This window comes from Pseudoalteromonas sp. Ld19 (assembly GCF_045064135.1).
GTDB lineage: Bacteria > Pseudomonadota > Gammaproteobacteria > Enterobacterales > Alteromonadaceae > Pseudoalteromonas > Pseudoalteromonas aliena.
In genome coordinates, this window is record NZ_JBISHA010000021.1 from 594,032 (window position 1) to 614,234 (window position 20,203).

General features: G+C 37.7%; 17 protein-coding genes and 1 pseudogene. 7 read left to right on the forward strand and 11 right to left on the reverse strand.

Annotation, left to right across the window (positions count from 1 at the left end):
- Window positions 1-64: 64 nt before the first annotated feature.
- Window positions 65-673, reverse strand: a complete 609-nt coding sequence (locus ACJJVZ_RS14665) for a flavin reductase family protein (RefSeq protein ID WP_273047684.1) — start codon at window positions 671-673, stop codon at window positions 65-67.
- A 97-nt stretch (window positions 674-770) separates the two neighbouring features.
- Between ACJJVZ_RS14665 and ACJJVZ_RS14670 the strand changes: the two genes are divergently transcribed.
- The 3 genes from ACJJVZ_RS14670 (at window position 771) to ACJJVZ_RS14680 (ending at window position 3,644) form a co-directional block, all read left to right on the forward strand.
- Window positions 771-2,300: a deoxyribodipyrimidine photo-lyase/cryptochrome family protein gene (locus ACJJVZ_RS14670; RefSeq protein ID WP_405601501.1), complete on the forward strand. Its 1,530-nt coding sequence runs from the start codon at window positions 771-773 to the stop codon at window positions 2,298-2,300.
- Between the two features lie 2 nt (window positions 2,301-2,302).
- Window positions 2,303-2,437, forward strand: coding sequence for a DUF2256 domain-containing protein (locus tag ACJJVZ_RS14675; RefSeq protein ID WP_405601503.1), 135 nt, complete (start codon window positions 2,303-2,305; stop codon window positions 2,435-2,437).
- A 409-nt stretch (window positions 2,438-2,846) separates the two neighbouring features.
- On the forward strand, window positions 2,847-3,644 hold the full coding sequence (locus ACJJVZ_RS14680) for an EAL domain-containing protein (RefSeq protein ID WP_405601505.1): 798 nt from the start codon (window positions 2,847-2,849) through the stop codon (window positions 3,642-3,644).
- Window positions 3,645-3,662: 18 nt separating this feature from the next.
- Here the strand turns inward: ACJJVZ_RS14680 and ACJJVZ_RS14685 are convergent, their stop codons facing one another.
- Window positions 3,663-5,150, reverse strand: coding sequence for a dipeptidase (locus ACJJVZ_RS14685; protein ID WP_405601507.1), 1,488 nt, complete (start codon window positions 5,148-5,150; stop codon window positions 3,663-3,665).
- Between the two features lie 136 nt (window positions 5,151-5,286).
- Between ACJJVZ_RS14685 and ACJJVZ_RS14690 the strand changes: the two genes are divergently transcribed.
- Entirely contained in the window at window positions 5,287-5,493 is a 207-nt protein-coding gene (locus ACJJVZ_RS14690) for a DUF2986 domain-containing protein (RefSeq protein WP_171037456.1), read from the forward strand.
- Window positions 5,494-5,521: 28 nt separating this feature from the next.
- Here the strand turns inward: ACJJVZ_RS14690 and ACJJVZ_RS14695 are convergent, their stop codons facing one another.
- The 4 genes from ACJJVZ_RS14695 to ACJJVZ_RS14710 all read right to left on the reverse strand — a co-directional run bounded on the left by ACJJVZ_RS14695 (window position 5,522) and on the right by ACJJVZ_RS14710 (window position 11,677).
- Window positions 5,522-7,660 (reverse strand): TonB-dependent receptor, encoded by a 2,139-nt coding sequence (locus ACJJVZ_RS14695; RefSeq protein ID WP_405601509.1) that lies wholly within the window; start codon window positions 7,658-7,660, stop codon window positions 5,522-5,524.
- Window positions 7,661-7,830: 170 nt separating this feature from the next.
- Window positions 7,831-9,129 (reverse strand): methyl-accepting chemotaxis protein, encoded by a 1,299-nt coding sequence (locus tag ACJJVZ_RS14700; RefSeq protein ID WP_405601511.1) that lies wholly within the window; start codon window positions 9,127-9,129, stop codon window positions 7,831-7,833.
- 651 nt (window positions 9,130-9,780) lie between these two features.
- Complete coding sequence (locus tag ACJJVZ_RS14705; RefSeq protein WP_405601512.1) at window positions 9,781-10,827, reverse strand: NAD(P)-dependent alcohol dehydrogenase; 1,047 nt, start codon at window positions 10,825-10,827, stop codon at window positions 9,781-9,783.
- A 136-nt stretch (window positions 10,828-10,963) separates the two neighbouring features.
- Window positions 10,964-11,677: a DUF1499 domain-containing protein gene (locus ACJJVZ_RS14710; RefSeq protein WP_405601515.1), complete on the reverse strand. Its 714-nt coding sequence runs from the start codon at window positions 11,675-11,677 to the stop codon at window positions 10,964-10,966.
- A 278-nt stretch (window positions 11,678-11,955) separates the two neighbouring features.
- Between ACJJVZ_RS14710 and ACJJVZ_RS14715 the strand changes: the two genes are divergently transcribed.
- Together ACJJVZ_RS14715 and ACJJVZ_RS14720 are read left to right on the forward strand one after the other, a co-directional pair.
- Window positions 11,956-12,171, forward strand: a complete 216-nt coding sequence (locus ACJJVZ_RS14715) for a hypothetical protein (RefSeq protein WP_282130722.1) — start codon at window positions 11,956-11,958, stop codon at window positions 12,169-12,171.
- Window positions 12,172-12,201: 30 nt separating this feature from the next.
- Window positions 12,202-13,029 (forward strand): alpha/beta hydrolase, encoded by an 828-nt coding sequence (locus ACJJVZ_RS14720; protein WP_405601518.1) that lies wholly within the window; start codon window positions 12,202-12,204, stop codon window positions 13,027-13,029.
- Between the two features lie 43 nt (window positions 13,030-13,072).
- On the opposite strand, the pseudogene ACJJVZ_RS14725 reads toward ACJJVZ_RS14720, so the two are convergent.
- The 5 genes and pseudogenes from ACJJVZ_RS14725 to ACJJVZ_RS14745 form a co-directional block, all read right to left on the reverse strand.
- Window positions 13,073-13,384, reverse strand: a pseudogene (locus ACJJVZ_RS14725) (nuclear transport factor 2 family protein); the annotation flags it as partial.
- A 92-nt stretch (window positions 13,385-13,476) separates the two neighbouring features.
- The gene (locus tag ACJJVZ_RS14730) at window positions 13,477-14,883 is read right to left on the reverse strand and encodes a hypothetical protein (RefSeq protein WP_405601523.1); all 1,407 of its coding nucleotides are present in this window, start codon (window positions 14,881-14,883) and stop codon (window positions 13,477-13,479) included.
- Window positions 14,884-15,119: 236 nt separating this feature from the next.
- The gene (gene hrpB, locus ACJJVZ_RS14735; RefSeq protein WP_405601525.1) at window positions 15,120-17,546 is read right to left on the reverse strand and encodes an ATP-dependent helicase HrpB; all 2,427 of its coding nucleotides are present in this window, start codon (window positions 17,544-17,546) and stop codon (window positions 15,120-15,122) included.
- A 281-nt stretch (window positions 17,547-17,827) separates the two neighbouring features.
- A complete protein-coding gene (locus ACJJVZ_RS14740; RefSeq protein ID WP_405601528.1) occupies window positions 17,828-18,298 on the reverse strand; it encodes a hypothetical protein in 471 nt (156 codons plus the stop codon).
- 411 nt (window positions 18,299-18,709) lie between these two features.
- On the reverse strand, window positions 18,710-19,084 hold the full coding sequence (locus tag ACJJVZ_RS14745) for a DUF3224 domain-containing protein (protein WP_342884587.1): 375 nt from the start codon (window positions 19,082-19,084) through the stop codon (window positions 18,710-18,712).
- 95 nt (window positions 19,085-19,179) lie between these two features.
- Here ACJJVZ_RS14745 and ACJJVZ_RS14750 point away from each other — a divergent pair, with 95 nt between their 5' ends.
- On the forward strand, window positions 19,180-19,974 hold the full coding sequence (locus ACJJVZ_RS14750) for a helix-turn-helix domain-containing protein (RefSeq protein WP_405601532.1): 795 nt from the start codon (window positions 19,180-19,182) through the stop codon (window positions 19,972-19,974).
- The last annotated feature ends 229 nt before the right edge of the window (window positions 19,975-20,203 follow it).

Sequence of the window (20,203 nt, forward strand, 5' to 3'; positions counted from 1 at the left end):
TTCTTTTCATAAAGCGATTAAACATAACTAAATTTAGAATCTATACAGTCTCTATTACTAAACACTAAAACAGTGGTCTTTTGAGCACAAATTTATCTTTCGTGGTACTAAAATAGTCGCCGCCCATTTTACCCACAGTATTTGAACGTGTTGGATCTATATATCCATTGACTAAAACCTCATCATCTATATTGATGCCAATCACATCTAATAGCATGATTTTTCCTCCTCCCGGTTCCTTTGAAATAGTAATGACCTCTCGTAATCTGCATTCAAATTTTATTTTAGAATCGGTAACACTTGGCGCATGAACTAGCTGACTACTCGTTTGAGAGATATTAGCAGCATCAAACTCACTTATTTCACTTGAGTAATTTGCACCGCTTTGATTCATTTGTTCAATAAGATCATGACTAACAATATTAACCACGCACTCTTTGGTAACGAGTAAATTATTTAGCGTGTCTTTATTTTTGTTATTACTTGGGTTTACTTGCGTTACACTCAACACTGGTGGGTTACAACTGGCGACAGTAAAAAAAGAGTAAGGCGCAATATTGGCAACCCCCTCGCTACTTAACGTACTTACCCAAGCAATAGGTCTGGGACTTATCCCGCCAACTAGATAAGAGTAAACAGAGTGGTTACTGTTATCGGTTAAATCTAAAAACATGGTTTCTCACTTTTAATCTTGAAAACTAAATCGGAAAATCACTGCGCTGCGTACAACTTAAACCTAAATAGCATTTTTTAAATAATATGTTGATTTCATGCGTATAAAAATAAACATAGTCTGGTTTAAACGCGATTTACGCCTCCGCGACCACCCGCCTTTAAAAAATGCTTTTAGTAACGGTCTACCCACGCTATTACTTTATAACTTTGAACCTCTGCTACTTGAAGATGCGCATTACAACGAGCGCCATTGGCGCTTTGTATACCAATCAATCGTTGAATTAAATAAACAGCTAACTCGTTTTAACACCTGCGTTTATATATTTAATTTAAACATGAGCGACTTACTTGAATCATTAAAAACGCAATTTGAAATAGTTAATATTTTTAGTCATCAAGAAATAGGCTTAAACAACACGTTTAAGCGAGATAAAGCTGTTAAAGCGTGGTGCCAACATAATCACATTAATTGGCTGGAGTCGCAAACAGGTGCTGTTATACGCGGTAAAAAAAATCGCGATAATTGGAATGAGCATTGGCAAAAAACAATGCAATCACCTATTGCCATACCCAACTGGAAAAACATCCAGACAATTGCGCTAAATAACTATCAAGCACCTGATTTACCAAACGCTTACACGCAAGACGATGATAATTTTCAACGAGGCGGCCCGCTGCATGCCCAAGAGATCATGCATAGTTTTTTTGCCGAACGCGGTAAAGGTTATCAAAAGGGTATATCTAGCCCAAGTTTAAGCCAAACTCATTGCTCTCGGCTTTCATCTTATTTAGCGTGGGGTAATATTAGCCTCAGGCAAGTGTATCAAATGGCTATTGAGCAATATCATTCAAAGCATCCAAATAAAAAAGGCTGGAAACGCCCGCTTGCAGCGTTTGTGTCTCGCTTGCATTGGCATTGCCACTTTATGCAAAAATTTGAAAGCGAATGCACAATGGAATTTTTGGCCCTTAATCCAGGTTATCATGTATTTCCGTATCGTGATGACAAAAACGTGAAAAGTGATCTTCAACGCTGGGCGCAGGGCCAAACAGGCATTCCAATTATTGACGCTTGCATGCGCTGCTTAAAGGCGACTGGGTATATAAACTTTAGAATGCGCGCCATGCTTGTGAGCTTTGTAACGCATCATTTAAATATAAGCTGGCAGCAAGCAAGCGTTCCTCTCGCTAATTACTTTTTAGATTTTGAGCCTGGAATTCACTACCCGCAAATTCAAATGCAAGCATCGGTAACAGGGATTAATACCATTCGGCATTACAATCCAATTAAACAATCAGAAGATCAAGATCCAACAGGTACTTTTATTAAAAAATGGTGCCCCGAGCTTGAAAAGCTCCCTATTGAATATTTGCACGAGCCTTGGCAACAAACCCCGATGGAAGCGCTATTTAACGACTTTAAGCTAGGAGAAGATTACCCCGAGCCAATGCTTGATTTAACCGCAGCTTCAAAGCAAGCGCGCGAACGCTTATGGCAATACCGCGAGCGAGCAGATGTTAAACGCGCCATCGGAGTCATCCTTAAAAAACACGTAACCCAAACCAAAAAAGTTACTCGCGTAAAACGCAAAACACCTAGTAAAAATAACAAAGAGAACTCATAAATATGGTACACAAAAAAATTAATCTACCGAAAAAAATTTGTCCTGTGTGCAACAAGCCCTTTGCGTGGCGTAAAAAATGGCAACGCGATTGGGAAAACGTTATTTATTGCTCAGAGCGCTGCAAACTTACAAAGTGATTTAATATTTTAACGTCTTTGGTGTTGTCCTAAGTCATTTAGATAACGAAGTAATAACGCTATTCCCACACCTAAAGCAGACAAAAAATACACATATAACTTGGCGAAGTCAGTAAATTTATAACCATAAGTAAATGTTAAAATAAGTAAATATGCTTTAATTTTTTGCCTAATATAATTGCATTACTCATTTTATTATCAAAACAATATACGCCACTATTATTGTTTTAATAAACAACGTGCATAACTGGTAAATGTCATTAATTGATATGAAATTAATCATCATGCCCCACTTAAAAAATACAATTATTTATTGTATTCCAAACATAAAAGCCAATACCCTATTCGTTTGTGTTAGGTTCTAATATCAACTAACCTAAAATAAATAAACATAAGAGGCTGAAGCTAAATGAATGAAAAATCAAAATATTGTGAAAAAGTCACATGCAGTAACTGTGCTGAAACAAAAAAGCTCGAGTTTGATTTTTCAATGGCTTTTCAACCAATCATTAACTGTCAAACTAGTCTTATTTTTGGTTATGAGGCCCTCGTTAGAGGATTAAATGGCGAATCTGCCTACTCTATAATTTCTAAAGTAAACGAAGATAATCGCTATGCGTTTGATCAACTGTGCCGTATTAAAGCCATTGAGCTTGCCGCAAAATTGGGGGTAGAGTCTATGTTGAGTATTAACTTTTTACCAAACGCTATTTATAAACCCGAGCGATGCATACGCACCACCTTAGAAGCGGCTAAAAAATATAACTTTCCTATAAAAAATATCATGTTTGAATTTACCGAGGTGGAAAAAGTAGAAGATACTGCACACATAAAACGCGTTGTTGATTACTACCAATCACTTGGTTTTAAAACGGCAACCGATGATTTTGGCGCAGGCTACTCTGGATTAAACCTACTAGCTGACTTTCAAACAGATATTATTAAATTAGATATGGCGCTTATACGCAATATTAACAACGACAAAAAACGCCAATTTATAGTCACCCATTGCTTAAATATGTTTCGCGACTTAAACATAACAGCACTTGCCGAAGGAATAGAAACAGTAGAAGAATATACATGGCTAAAACACGCAGGTGTTGAGCTTATGCAAGGCTATTTGTTTGCAAAACCAAGCTTTGAGAGCCTACCTGATGTGAACTTTGAAGACATAGGTGCTGATAAACACTCAGCACCTATTATTTAAACCGCGCTACTGGTTAAATTACATATTACCTAGCTCTATCATCATCGCTGTATACATACGTAAGTTAAGCTCTAATTGCTCAAGGGTAATAAATTCATGTTCTGAGTGGCCCGTGTAACGTTTACCAGGCATAGAAGGACCAAACGATACGGCGTTATCAAACAGCTTTGCATTAGTCCCACCACCAATTGATACAAAATCAGCTTTTTCGTCGCCTGTAAAGTGCTTGAATATATCAAGCAACTTTTGTGCATGCGGCGCACTATCTAGCAGCATAGGTGTACCAATAGTCATTTCTATATTTGCAAGCGTGATGCTATTAGCCGCTTGCCAATTAGCAAGAGCATCATCAATCTGTTTTTGTAATACGGCTTCATCTTTACCCATCGGGCGACGTGCATTTACAGCAAGTGTTAGCGCTTTACCATCGCGCTCAATAACAGTTGGTGCCACTGTCATCGGGCCCATAAAGTCGTGCTTATACGCTATGTCACCAAACTGTTTACCGTGAATATCTAAACCAATTAACTGATTCACAAAGTCGATTAGCTCCCCATCGCTGTTATTTTCAAGCTCGATACCTTTAAATAATTCGGCTAAATAAGCAATGGCATTTATACCAGACTCGGGCTCTGATGAATGCGCCGACACCCCTTTAACACTTATTGCTAAGCCATCATTTTGCTTAGTAAAGTTAAACTCAACTTTATTTAATGCTTTGGCTTTGGCTTTTAATGTATTAATAAGTGCAGTATCTGCATTATGAAGTACTAAGCTTGCGTCTTCTGGAATTTGGCTTCTAAACGCACCACCCGTTACGTTACTTACATATAAACCCACTTGTGGTGATGTTGCATTAAAGGTAGGGGCAATTAAGCTCCAGCCTTTCTCGGCAACAACGACAGGGTATGATGCATCAATCGTTACTGCATACTTTGGCTGCTCATACGTTTTCATAAACTCAGTAAGCGGGCCCCAATCAGACTCCTCTGCTAGATAAATCATTAACTCAATGCGATTATTAAGCGGTATGCCTTTGTCTTTAATTGCTTTCATTGCGTAAAGCGCTGTCGCTATTGCACCTTTGTCGTCCTCAGTACCACGGCCAACTAACTTACCAGGTTCAGACGTATCAATAATAAAAGGGCTTTGTTTCCATTTACTCGCATTAGCGGGTTGTACATCGCCATGCGTTACTACGGTTACTTTTTCGCTTTGCTCACCCATACCAATTAATACTGTGTACCCTAAATCTTGGTAATCAAAGCCAAGCTCTGCCGCTTTCATTTTTAAAAGAGCTTTAAAACCAATAAAGTCGGGATTTTGAGGAGCCGTAATGTCGCTTTTATTAACGGTTGGAAAAGCCACTAAGTTAGTTAGTGTGTGTATTTGAGCATTTTGGTAGGTATTTACTGCGTAATCGGCAACGCTATCAATATTTTTATTTAACTGCGCATGAGCGCCAAATGCAAATAAAGCAATACTGGCTAAAGCTAACTTTTTCAAAACAATTCCCATTTAATTAATAACTAAGAGCGGCAACTATAACGCTTGGAAGAGTTTACATATAGCACTTTGCGGTAAACGCACAAGTTACCTGAGTTAATATTTATATAGCGGCTTTTATATGGATGACTGTATAATGCGCGACTTAAAATTAACAAGGCATTTAATTGTGAACCGTCGAAAAAAAATCGTCACTAAATTTCAAAAAAAAGACAAGCGTACTAACGCAAAGCTACACAAAAGCAACAAACCTGCTTATGTGTCAAAAGCCGAACGAGAAAAACTTGAGCAGCAAGATAATACTGCGCAAATAATTGATGAAAATAGCCAAGAGCAGGAATAACCTGCCCTTGTTGATTAGTATAATGCAATTAAAATACGTAGCTTACGCCCATATTAAATGAACGCCCCTGCCCTGCGAGTTGCTCAAAACGATTACTACTTCCCTGTTTAAGCTGAGCAATACTCACTCCACCAAGCGGTAATTGATAGTATTCATCAAATAAGTTTGTAACTTCTGCGCTGAGCGTTAAATTCCCCCACGATGCTTTTGAATTCAAATTTACTAAACTGTAACTGCTTGTTTGGTTCTCAAAGCGGTTATTATCTATACGCGTTTTAGTATCAACCCATTGCCACGATAATGTATTTTCAAAGCGCCCTAGTTGCTGGTTAATAGCAAACTCGGTTTGCAATGGTTTTATTTGATAAAGCGGCTGGTTAGTATCGTCGCGATTGCCTCTGGTATTGGTAACTTTCGCTTTTAATTGCCAGTTACCTAACTGCTTAGATTTATAAATGTTAGCGGTTAAGTCTAATTTAACGCCATATAAAGTGGCATCTACATTGGTAAATTTGAGCACATTACGTGTAGTGTCCTCTAAACCAAAGCGATTGAAGGACCTAATAATATCAGCGTCAATATAATCTGTAATATTGGTATACCAAACATTAGCACTAATACGCCAGTCATCTTCTTTTGCCGATTTAATATACGTCGAACTAAATGTATGCGCCGTTTCAATAGCTAAGTTAGGATCGCCAATATAACCATTTGCATCACCGTACCAACCAATCATAGTGGTTGCCATGTTGCTTACTCCCCAACTGTATCGCTCGTACAAATTGGGCGATCTATTTTTACGAGCAAGACCAAACTGAAGCTCATCGTTATTTGTGATTTGATAATTAAGCAATAAGCTAACATCAACGACCGTATCTGTTTTAGCTCTATCACTGGCATTAAACTCAATAGCTGCAGTGGCATTATTTGGCTGCATAGGCATAGAGTTCATTGTACCCATATTCATCATAGGCATGCCATTGTTGTATCCCTGCACTTCACCTGCATTTGTGCTTATATTTTCAATTCGTACACCGGTGTTTAGCCACCATTGTTTGTTTAACTGACTCTCATATTCAGCAAATACAGCAATACGCTCGCGTTTGCCATTATTTATATTTACGTACTCGTTTGGCCCCATCATCATTGACCCTTCAACAGCTGGCCACCAATCATTAATACTGTAATGATAATATTCTTGACCGAGTAAAATACTGCTGTTTTGATCAAGCGCAATGCGCCACTTTAGTTGCGAGCTTATATCTTGGGCATCGGTTTTCATTGGCATCATGCCTGTTTTTTCTGCACTGAAAAACCCCATTTCGTGCTTTACGCTGTGCCAATTTAACTGTGCTTCAAGCTCACTGTTTTCAAAAGAGCGTTTATATTGAGCTATAGCACCGTAACTGGTGTTATCAGTCATATCCATATATTGATTTACAAATCCCTGATACGGGATTTTTTGATGACTTAGCTTAAGTACAAACTGTTGTTTTTCATCACGTATTGCCGCAGTTAAATTGTGGTTTTGTACGCGATATAAAGTATCGAACACCAAATCGCCATTACCATCGTCGTAGCTTTTCGCGTCACTAAAAGCACCTTGATAATTAAAACTAACAGTATCACTGGCAACACGTGCTCCCATACCCAATTTACGGCCATTACCTAGACTGTTGTACTGCGCCGACACATAACCTGAATGCCAACTAAGGCCGTTATTTTCGTCATACTGCGCAGAAATAGAATTTACGCTTATTACACCTGCAGTATTATCGCCACCAGCACTCACTGGCGATATACCCGCAACGACGTTGTAAGCGGTAATTTGATTTGCAGAAATATAAGAAAGGGGTGGATTCATATGGTTAGCACACGCAGCGGTTACATCAGCGCCATCAACACGCACTTTTATTCTATCGCCCATTAAACCGTTCAAAATGGGTAAATTTGACACCCCACCTGCCGCTGAAAAATCCACACCTAAATCACTTAATAGTGTTTCTGACGAGCCAAGCGCTAAGTGTTTATTTTGCACATGACCGTGTACTTCAATTACTTCCAATGACGTGCCGTCGGCAAATACTGTGGGTGATAACACACCGCTAATTAGAAGTGCGAGAGGAGTTAGTAAATATGTTTTTTTAATTTTTCTTTTATAAACCATTTTAATTTATACCACTGTAATAATTGGCATAAATTATAGTACGTACGGTTAAAGCAAAAGCGCGACAAATTGTCGCACTTTATCAGTTTAGCATGCTTATTAATTATGCTTATATATCTTAACGAAAAACCTCAAACTCGAAAATTAGGTAACAACAGTATCTAAACTAGTTATGTGTTGAGTTTAGATACTGTTTTAGAAACAGCATCTGCACCACATTCAATCTCTCTAATTACTTCAGATACGCTTGCTATTAATTCTCGGCCTTTTGCAGAGGAGTCTGAAACCGATGTTATTTGTTTTGAAATGTCATTCGTTAACTCTTGGTTATTTTTAACAACAGTGGCTATTTCATTTGTTGACTTACTGGTACTCGCAGCAAGCTGCCTCACCTCATCAGCAACCACAGCAAAACCTCGACCATATTCTCCAGCACGAGCAGCTTCAATTGCAGCATTAAGTGCCAATAAATTAGTTTGATCAGCAATGCTACTAATTGTAGAAACTATTGACCCAATTACAGCAGATTGCTCATTAAGGTTTTTTATTAAATCTACTGACTTGATAACTTGGCTTACAATCGCATCAGAGTTGGCAATAGAGTTTTGTAATATTTGAGAACCCCGTTTAGCTGTTAGCGCAGTTGCAACGGCTGATTCATGAGCGATTTTAGCCGCCTCAGTTACTGCACTATTATTTTTAATTCGATCAGTAATATTTGACGCAAACTTAATTATTTTAGTTACGTTACCTTTGTTATCTAAAATAGGATTATAAGTTGCTTCTAACCAAATTTCTGAGCCGTCTGCGGTAATACGTTTAAATTTTCCTGATTTAAACTGCCCCTCGCCTAACTCACTCCAAAAATTCGGGTTTTTCTCATAAAACACTTTAGTACAAAACATTTTATGATGCTTACCTACAATATCTTTTAGGCTGTAGCCAATCGTTGTTAGGAAATTTTGATTCGCTTTTAAAATATTACCTTCAGGCGTGAATTCGATTGTGGCTAAAGCTTTATCAAGCGCGCTAGCAATAGCCTCTTGCGCTTTTCTCTGTAAGTAATTGGTCGTAATATCAGACGCTATTTTAATAACTTTAGTAACCACACCGTGCTCTTCTACAGGAAAATAAGTCGCCTCAAGCCACAGTTTATCGCCATTGGATTTAAACCTTAAAAAAGTCCCATTTTTAGAGTTTCCACCTTTTAAAGCTTGCCAAAATTGACTATATTCTCTCGAATTTGCATATTCACTGTCACAAAAAATACGATGATGTTTGCCTATAACATCTTCTTTGCTGTAATTAACTGTATCTAAAAACAGATTATTTGCATCACTTATTACTCCCTCTGGCGTAAATTCTATATAGGCCACATGCTTGTTAATTGCAGACAAGATAGACTCTTTTTGAATTAATTGAATTTCCAGTTCTTCAATTTTTTCGTTTTTTTTAGAAATACCAAACATAAAGGAGCCTTAATAAAATGAATAGTAATACTAACCAAATGTTAATATACACAGTGTTACAAATATAGATTAAAAACAACCTTTAGACTACTATTTTGAGTTGTAGTAAGTAGCTGTTTTAAAAGTCTATTTATGTATTGCAATCATTATAAATCACATTATTCTAATTAATATTCAAAAAACAAGGGGCCAATTTAAACACTATCTAATTGTTTTCTTGATTTAAAATAATCTACTTTCATTGAGAGTTTATTTTCAAATAAAATTTTTATACCTCAAAACACCTTAAAAATCGTCGTGTACTCACTATTTTTAGAGTGAGCTTTAAAGTTTATTTATGAAATATGATGTAAAATTAAATGTTCTAGGAAAAACGGCTACTCTACTGAGCATTGTAATTATTAACTTTGGCTGTGTAACTTTAACTACGTCTATTCATATCTAATACCACCAATCCTATTGAGTTGATGGAATTACAACAACGTAATACGCTACATCTAACATGTCTGTCGTGGCAGCTATAGTCTTTTTTAATATTTTAGATACGTGCTTTCTAAGCTTCTTGGAATAAGATAAAAACGATAGCAGGAGTCGGTTAAAAATTACTGTAAAAAAACCGCTAAGTAGCGGTTTTTTTTACTAACTTATGAATTAATCACTTAACGACGCCATATCAATGACAAAACGGTATCGAACGTCTGACTTTTCCATCCGTTCGTACGCGGTGTTAATTTCATCAATGTTGATCATTTCACATTCAGGGAGTACGTTGTTCTCGCCACAGAAATCGAGCATTTGCTGCGTTTCTGCTATACCACCAATCAACGATCCTGCAATTCGACGACGTCCCATTAATAGGGGGACCGTATTTACTTCATCCACGGGACCCACTTGGCCAACGATAACTAACGTACCATCAACATCAAGTAGCGGTGTATAAATAGACAAGTCATGCTTGACGGGCACGGTATCGATAATAACGTCAAAAGCAGATTGCGCCCCCTTCATTTCATCGTCATTTGATGATATTAAGTAATGGTCTGCACCTAATTTCACTGCCTCTTCTTTTTTAGACTCACTACGACCAACAACTGTAACCGTTGCCCCCATAGCAACTGCATTTTTAACAGCCATATGACCAAGTCCACCCAGACCTACAACAGCAACTCGACTACCTTTTTTTACACCCCATTTATGAAGTGGAGAGTACGTTGTAATACCTGCGCACAGTAGCGGTGCAACGCGTGAAAGATCTAGGTTTTGTGGTACCGAAAGTACAAACTCTTCCCGTACAACCACGTGTTTTGAGTAACCGCCTTGAGTCATGTCGCCATTGACTCTGTCTTTACCTGCATAAGTACCTACCATGCCCTCTCGGCAAAACTGCTCTTCGTCGTTATCACACTGATCGCAGCTTTTACACGAATCAACCATACAACCAACAGCAACCGTGTCGCCTTGCTTATATTTTTTTACGTCGTTACCTACCGACAGTACTTTGCCTACAATTTCATGTCCAGGAACTAACGGATAATCACTGCCACCCCAATCATTTCGAACGGCGTGTAAGTCTGAATGGCATACGCCACAGTATAAAATTTCAATTTCTACATCGTTATTTCGTAAATCGCGGCGCTCAAAAGAAAACTCTGTGAGTTCAGAACCTTGGCTTTTTGCTGCATATCCTACTGTTTTCATAATAACTCCATAGTTGTTAAAAATTTAAATCATCAACAGTATGCTACATCCGCCGTGAATAGAAACTGACAATACAAAATAGACACAAAAAAGCCCGAACATTGTTCGGGCTTTTTATTACTTTGACTAAAATGCGCTACTTCGTTAGCTCTGCATTTATCTCGTTAATTAATGTATGAATACGCTGTGCATTTTTTCCGAGATCACTTCGCCCTACACGCGACTTACTACGAATATCAACAAAACGTTGACTACCTTCATCATTGATCCGCACAACCACATCGTCTTTAAAACCAAACCATGTTGTTGTATCTGTTGCCTCTACAAGGCCTGAACTAGCATCAACATTAACAAGCTCCCAACCTAAATTTTTAACCGCTTGCTCTGTAGCTACGATTAAATCAGCTTTTGATTGAACAAAGTTTAATGTAACTAGTTCAGGGTAAGCTTTACGTTGTTGGTTTGCGGTTTCTTCACCGGCATAAGCCACTGGGTTTGGTGCATCAGCACGAAGTGGTGCAATAGCGACAAACTTAGGCGGATTAACTAAGTCGGTAGAAATATCATGTATTGGTGGCACACTTTTAGCTGTGTTCATCATATTTAAAGGCATAGCAATGGCAATCGCCGAAAATACAACCGCAATCGCTGTACTACCAAATGTTACTGTTTTACGCATAAATATAACTTGTAGTAAAAGCAGCGCAAGCGCAGCGCCACCTACATAAACAGCAAACCGAAAACCTGTAAATGCAGTTCCTAGTTCTACAATACCAAACTTATATAAAGGGCCTGGTAGTACAACCAATAAAAAGGCGATTAAGCTCACCAAACTCACTAATATTTTCATCAAATTGCTCCGCTACTGTGTGATTGTTATTTTTAAACAGTTTAGTACTGTTAATAAATACTTTTAGATTACTATTAGCGACTAATTACACAAAAAAGTCCAATGTTGTGTGATCAAAATGATATAAGTTTGAAAAACACCTACAAGTTCAAAGTGCGCCACATAGTGACTAAACTACAAAACTTACAATTTAGCCCTTTATTTTTACCATTGAAACTTGACTATCTCTATAAAATGCACACACTGCGGGGGTAAAAATAGTCAGAGCTTTATTATTTATGAAAACAGAAATTAGCTATCGTTTTGAATCATCACAAATTGCTAACCGATTTGTGCATATGCTAAAAAATTGGTCAGTAAACGAGGTGAAAACTCGCTTATTTAATGGTGGGGATAGCGTTAAAGTAACTTATAAGTCTGATGAAGGCGGATTTGATTACACTTCAGCTGAACTTGACGACTTAGCAGAAAAACATGGCGGAAAAGAAGTCTAAACTTTAACAATAACAACTAAAGGCAGCCCTATGAAAAATAAAACTCTAAGTTTATTTTCAATAATATGTTTAACCATTAGCGCTTTTAGCTACGCAGAAAAGGTTAAAATTGAGCCTTTTAGCATTGGCGAAACCCTGACACTTAATTCAACAACACTTAGCCAGCAACGCATTATAAACGTGTACCTGCCAAATAGTTACCAACAGAATACAGAAAAACATTACCCCGTTATTTACTTGCTTGATGGCTCAAAAGATGAAGACTTTATCCATATTGCAGGGCTTGTACAATTTGCCTCTTTTTCGTCGATAAATCACATGCCTGAAAGCATTGTTGTGGGTATTGCGAATATAGATCGTAAACACGATTTAACGTCAGCAAGTAGTCACCCGCTTGATATAAAAGATTTACCAACGCATGGCGGCTCAAAAAAGTTTATTCATTTTATAAACGATGAACTACGCCCGCTAATTAATAAAACATACCGCACAAACTCAACGAATACTTTAATTGGTCAGTCGCTCGGCGGGCTATTTGCCACCGATATTTTATTTAATCATACAGCTATGTTTAATCATTACGTAATAATTAGTCCAAGCTTATGGTGGGCCGATAATGAGTTACTAAACGGCCCTTTTGAACCAAAAACTTTTCCACAATCGGTTTATATTGGCGTTGGTAAAGAAGGCGAACTAATGGAAGGTCTAGCAAGGCAATTACACAAAAAAGTAGCGCCTATTCTTAACAAAAAAAGCCAAGTGCAATTTAAGTATTTTGAAAACCTAGATTATACCGAAACTCTACACTTAGCTGTTTACGATGCTTTTAAAAAAGTCAATTACCACCCAAAAAAGTAATTATCAAAAAATATTAATACCATGAATAAATGCTTAAAAGTATTTATTCATGGTACTTACGGATCATCGCCACTTTACCGTTTTCAATTTCGATTACGTCCAGCATTGTGGAGGTATACTCAATTGGTTGTTTATTTTGCGGGTGAATACCTTTTACATCGTTTTTATAACGAATCGCAAAACCAGTATCGTTAAACACAAATGTATTAAGCAGTGTGCTTTCATAAAACGTATGTGCACCTAGGTAAAAACTCATACCTTTGCGCATTTGTTCTTTGCCATCGGGAGTACGTGAATCATCAGGCTGATACGGGATATGCTGATTGCCAATGTCATCGGCCAATAATACTAGGTAATAATTATATTAATAGTAGTGCTGAGATAGCACGTTTACAATGAGTTCCATCTCAGCAAAAAGTTAAAATAACAATAATAACTTTCAAGTAATTACTCGACTGAAATTCTTACTTGAGTACTCGTTGTACTATCGATAATCCTATTACCTTCCAATGGTGATGAGTTAGGATTGTTAGGCTCATAAGGTTCAATCTCTATACTACCTTGAGATGCAACAGCACTCATACCAGCACCTCTAACTCGCCTTACGTAGCTATAATTTTTTCCATCTTTATATTCCATTTCAAGCTTATAGCTCCCACCTACTAGCTTTTTAAGTATTAGATCGCCACCATAGTATGGTTTTCCATTATCACCATTACTAAGGGTGTATAGTTGGCATCCCTCATATAAGTATGCACCTGCACTATAATTATGATTAGTCATATGCAGAGTTTTAATTGATGCATTTCCATTTGGATTTATTGTCAATTCACTTAACTGTCTTGCACCTTTAGTTGGATTAAATGAAACGGACTCGGTCATTAGTACTCGCAAACTACCATTACAATCCGTTATTATATCCTTTAGATAGATTGTTAAGCCTCTAAATTCACTATCGTAAACTAAGCTATCTACAGAACGTGCAGGCAAAGGACTACCTGCACTAGCGACCTGTTGATTTTTAACATTTTTCCACGTCAACCCATCTGTTGTTTTCAAAACAAAAACATTGGCTCTATCATTTAATGAACCATTAGGATGATAATTATAGGCTGTATATAACGTAGAGGTAGATTTATCATACCAGCTAACTTGATAGTGACCGCCTTCCACTAATTTATATGGTTCCAACCCTTCTTTGTTAACCCAAACAGTTCTATTAGTCGTCGCCCCCGTCTTCTCATAACGAGTAAATAAAACTACTTTCCCGAAATTGGTATGATGTACTTGAGGATAAGATTCATTTTGAGGGTTACTTTCCCCCCCCTCAATTCTTTTCATAACCACTGAGTGTGGGGCAATCGATTTGAAAACATAACCACTTCTAAAGTTATGACGCAAACCCCTAGAGCTCATGTGTATTGATACATACCCATCCTCATCAACATCAACAACCGCATTCATATGGGCATCGTGCCATTTCTCTTCAGTATGGACTAGCACCTTAGGTCCCGAATCCTTAACTAAATATATTCTTAAAGCTTTATCTTCATAGAATATATTTCCATTTTGAGTGTTGTCACTGAAAACCTCATAACGATGCCCATCTTTACTTACTGCAGCTGGAATATGCTTGTGCGTGTATGTACCAGTTGCCCCACAGTACTTAGGTATTCCGTTTAGCAATTGTGCACTGCCACTACTTGAACCATCGCTATATCTATGAGCTTTATTTAAACAGAAAAAACTACTAGTAAGCCCAGTATCTTCAACTACAACTGTTTTAGCTCCAACTTGTGTCGAAAGCAAAAAAAATATAGCTAACTTTGAAATAGCTAAACTTTTAAATTTCATTATAGATCCTTTATTTTTTATTAAAATTGAATTTTTGTATCGCTTTATATAGAACGAAGAAACCCACTTGTACCTAAAAAGTCATACTAATAGAGTTGCAAAAAATAATCAAATATTACAATGAGCTAATGTTAATTTAGTGTATTTCATGTAAACCCTGTAACATTATAAACTACAATGCATAAACATTTTATTTCAACATAAATAAATGAGATTGTAATCGTAGTAACCAAAATCTACATTTTACTTTTTACTCTATTGGTTGCCACACTATTTGCGGGGTCATCTGGCCAAAAGTGCTTAGGATAGCGACCTTTCATTTCTTTTTGCACATCACGGTAACTGCTAGCCCAAAAGTGCGCTAAGTCTTGGGTAAGTTGCAGTGAGCGTTTACCTGGCGATAATAACTCCATAAGTAACGGCAATTTGCCATTAGCCAGTATCGGCGTATTGGTTAAACCGTACACTTCTTGCATGCGCACACTGAGTTTTGCTGGACCGTCGAGCTGGTATATTATTTTAATATTTGAACCACTCGGTACGGTTAAGCGCAGTGGTAATAATTGTTTCAATCGCGATTGCTGTTGCCAATCCAAACAATTTTGCAGCGCTTCAAAGTAATTAAACTTTTTAAGTTGATCTAAGGTTTTAATATCTTCTAAAAATACGCCTAGCCACTGCTCTGCATTGTCAATCAGTTGTTGCTCTGTTATCTGCACAAAATCATTGGGCATAAACCTACTTGCCAAGCTCATTCGAGTAAGTAACTGCTCACTTTTTTGTTGTTCATTAAACAGTGAAAACCCCTGTTTTGAAAATAAATTAAGCCATGCTTTTGCACGCTCACTCTTATCTAGTTTTTGTTTACTTGGTTGGCTTGAAAGCACAATTGCACCGAGCTTCACTTCATCTTGATGAATAAAACGTGCGGTTTTTTCGTCAAATTCGCAGCGGGTAAGCGTGCTAAATAAATGCGGTAAATATTGCTGTAACTCAGCGGGGTTAAGCGCGGTGGCGGCAAAAATACGTCCGCCTTTGTGCCCGCCCATTGTGGCGATAGCTAGGTAGTCGTCGTTGTGCCAGTAATCGTTGTTCAGCTCAGCGCCTGCACCATTGGCAAGTAAATAACCATTACCGCGTTTTTTAGCAATGCGATCGGGATACGCGAGTGCCACTAGCAAACTAATATAATGCGTATTTAATTCGCTGTTTTCATCTTTTACCTTTAAACGGCTTTGCCAATACTTTAACTGCTGCTTAAATACCGGATGCGGCCGTTGCTGTTGGCTATGAAGTGCCAAACTCAACTCATTAGCGCTGTTTACTCGACTCTCTAATAATGCGACTAAATATATAGCAAGACGATAAATACCAAGAAGTTGCTTATCCAGCATTTGTGCTTTTATTAACATATGCGCTAAGCGGATATCAGCGCCAAAACCTAACATTTTACTGCCAAGCGCAGTGAGCTTGCCTTTGCAGTCAATCGCCTCAAGCATGTTAAGTAAATTGCTTGCCTGTACGCATTGCTGCTCAGTGGGTTTATCGAGCAAAGTTAATTCATCAATACTGGCCCCCCACTGCTTTGCCTCAAGCATGAGCTGGCTTATGTCTGATGTGAGTATTTCGGGGTTGTCGTGGCTATTGCGACGCTCAAAGGTTTGCTTTGAGCCAATTCGATAAACAATGCCCGGCTCTATTCTCCCTGCACGTCCTGCACGCTGCACAGCAGACGAGCGCGATATACTTTGTGTTGTGAGCTCAGTAACCCCTGTTTTTAAATTAAAGGTCGCTGCACGGCGTTTACCGCAGTCAATTACGATGCGTATGCCTTCAATAGTTAAACTGGTTTCGGCCACATTAGTAGTAAGCACTACTTTGCGCATGCCCTCTGGCGCGGGGGCAATAGCAGCTTGCTGATTAGCTTTATCTTGCTCGCCAAATAGCGTTGCCACCGTGCAGTTATTGGGTAAATCAGTGAGTGCTTGTTGTACACGTAGTATCTCAAACTGCCCAGGTAAAAATACTAATGCACTACCTGTTTGCTCATCAAGCGCTTGTTTTATTATTCCAGGAATTGCATCAAGCCAGCGGCTTTCATCTTTTATGGGTATATATACTTCGTCTATTGAGTAGCTGCGACCATTTGATTGAATGACAGGGCAATCAAAAAACGCAGTGTAACGCTCACTATCAAGCGTTGCCGACATAAGCATGATGGTTAAATCTTCACGCAATGCGCTTTGGGTCTCTAGTGCAAACGCCAGTGAAGTGTCGGCAGCAATTGAGCGCTCATGAAATTCATCAAATATCAGTAAATCAATATCACTTAATTCTGGGTCGTTTTGTAGCATGCGTGTCAGCATGCCTTCGGTCACTATTTCAAGGCGCGTATAACTGCTTACTTTGCTCTCACCGCGAATGCGTAGCCCCACACTTTGCCCAACACTCTCGTTTTGGCACTTTGCTAAATAACTGGCAATATTACGCGCAGCCAATCGGCGAGGCTCTAACATTACAATACGTTTAAAGTGCCCATCGCGCATAAGCTGCAGCGGCAACCACGTAGACTTACCCGCACCAGGTGGTGCTTGTAATAATGTAATAGGATTACTTTGTAATGTAGTAACAAGTTGTTGATATATGTCTTGAACCGGCAGCACAGTTATTTACTCTAAATTACTTTGCAGATAGTGTAACAATAAAATAAGAACGGTTGTTAGAGCGCTCAGCTTTTATTGTAGTAGCTCAGATCTGAGCTTACAGTTTTGACGAATAGGTTTAGATTTTATCTGACAGACCGATATGAGCGAGAAGCAGGCGGTCGGTTAAACTCGTTTTTAGACAAAACTGAGTTACGAAAGTAATGTGGCGAGATTACTTTTAGATTAGAAAATCCATTGTAACGTTGAACTGAGGTTACTCTTACCTCGCCAATATCTTTTTAGGTTATCATGTCCACTAAACCTATAACTATCGGAACACATAACATTACAGCAGTAAACAATGCGATATTTTTAGTACTTTTAGCTATACCCAAACTATCTACTTCACGCAGTGCTTTGCTCTCTATCATTGCATCCTCTTCTTTCGAAAGCCATTGTCTAACCAAGGCTTGTTCAAAATCTTTGTAATTACTTGATTCATATTTTTTTTGAACTAAAGAATACCCTTCAGTCTTTAACTGCTCAAAAAGTAAATATTTAAACTCCTTAATAGCTTCCTCTTCTACACTTGTATCTTTTACGGAAATATATCCATTTTTAATTTTTCTTAGGATTGCTGGCTGTATCTTTAAAGCAATCCAATGACGAATATCTAGCGGGTTTTCACCAACCTTAATGGTGATTTCCCCCTCTGTTGTTTTTACTACAGTTGCCGCGGCTGCTTTATAAATTATAGTAACTATCATCAAGTACCATCCTCAAATATTTAAGTTTTGATTTTCTAAGTATACCTAAAAAAGAGTCTTTTACAAATAAAGTTCATTGTAAGCATATGAATAATAAGCAAAATTGCGGTATTGCGGTATTGCGGTATTGCGGTATAACTTATCTTGGTACGTATTCGTTATCGCCAATATTGCTTGAAGTTCACATCAAAGTTTTGGGCTGATTAAAGATGTAAATAAAATTGTCTCTAAATATGGCAATTAACATTAGTTGAAATAGGGTTTAACTTAGCTAAGCAGAATGCAGCTGAGTACATGCCCTGAATGATAATAGGGCAGAAACGAGTTACGCTTGAGTGTCCGCTCATGGCACTTTTACGAGGTTTGGTTAAGAGCGAAGAGCGGACGTAATAGTATTGTCCGCTTTGTAAAAGTTTATGAAATTTGGTAGATACCTTTCCCTCCTTCTATGGATCTGAAGGTGCCACTTTTATCTATTAGGCTACATTCATGGCTACTATCAACTATTGTAAATTCGCTTGATGCAACCCCACTTTCAAATTTTCCATCATGCTTTAATGTGAGTACAACTTGTTCATCGTTTTTATCATACGTAATGGTTTCAAATCCATTGAACAGAGCATCACCATCTTCACTGTAGTAAAGCTGATACCTTACTTCGCTATTACCATTAATATCACCTGAGTAAGCTTGTTGTACTAATGCAGTGCTAAATTTTTGACCCTTTTCAAATTGTTGTTCAACGGTCTCTTGCCACTTTGTAATTAGAAATGTACCTTTTAACTCCATAGTTTTTTCCTTTTAATCAACTTAAAAAAAAGGTTACTACGTTATTAGTTGATTGATATAGTAAAAACGCGACAATAAACAAAGACAGATCAAATTTGAAGATAAATAATGAAGAAATAAAAGGGGTATTACACCGTCAGGTCAGTGAAGATAACTATCACTTACGTAGATATTTTCCAGGTGACCTTTTTAATGGTTTTATTGAACAATTTTGGTTTGTGAATTGGAACTTAGAAGAACAAAGACCCCATACTCAACAAAACTTACCAGATCCAAATTTTCACTTAATTATAAGTAATGAGGGGGTTAAGTTATTGGGCCCTGTAAGCAAAAAATACTCTTATAAAATGGAAGGGGTAGGACGAATAATAGGTGTGAAATTTGAAACTGGAGCCTTAAAGGAACTTTTACCTCTGCCGATTGAAGATTATGTTAATAGAGAGGTACTAGCCAAAGAGATATTTGGCTTAGATTTCGTAAATAATTTAATATCTTTATATGAACATGAAAACGATTTAGAGGTTATTAGCTATATCCATGATAATCTTACTTCTTTTGTTCAACCGATCACTAAGTCAAAGGCTATCACTCAAAGTTTGGTCTCATTGATAAAAAATAATGAAAATATTTGTACAGTTAAGCAAGTAGCAAGCTATGCTAATATCTCTTCACGATCTGTTCAGCGATACTTCTCAGAATATGTAGGCCTTAGTCCTAAATGGCTTATACGTAAATACAGACTTAGTAGGGTTTTAGATGAACTTGAAACCAACTCCGTTAGTATCTTAGATATTGTTACCCAATTGGAATATGTTGATCAATCTCACCTTATTAGAGATTTTAAAGAAATTTTAGGAATAACTCCGAGCAGGTACAGCAAACTAAAGTGAATTTTTATATCCTAGTAGAGTCAATATCGGCTTATGGCATATTCACGAAGTTCTGTTTGGAGAGCGAAGAAGACGGTCGATAACTCGTTTTTGGACAAAAATGAGTTAGAGCCGAAGGACGGCTCTGTGCCATGAGCAGACATTGAAAGCCTTGCTTAGCGAAAAATAACTTAGCTATAATCGCGTGGTGATGACCCACTTTTATTTTTACGTTTAAGCAACTGTAAGG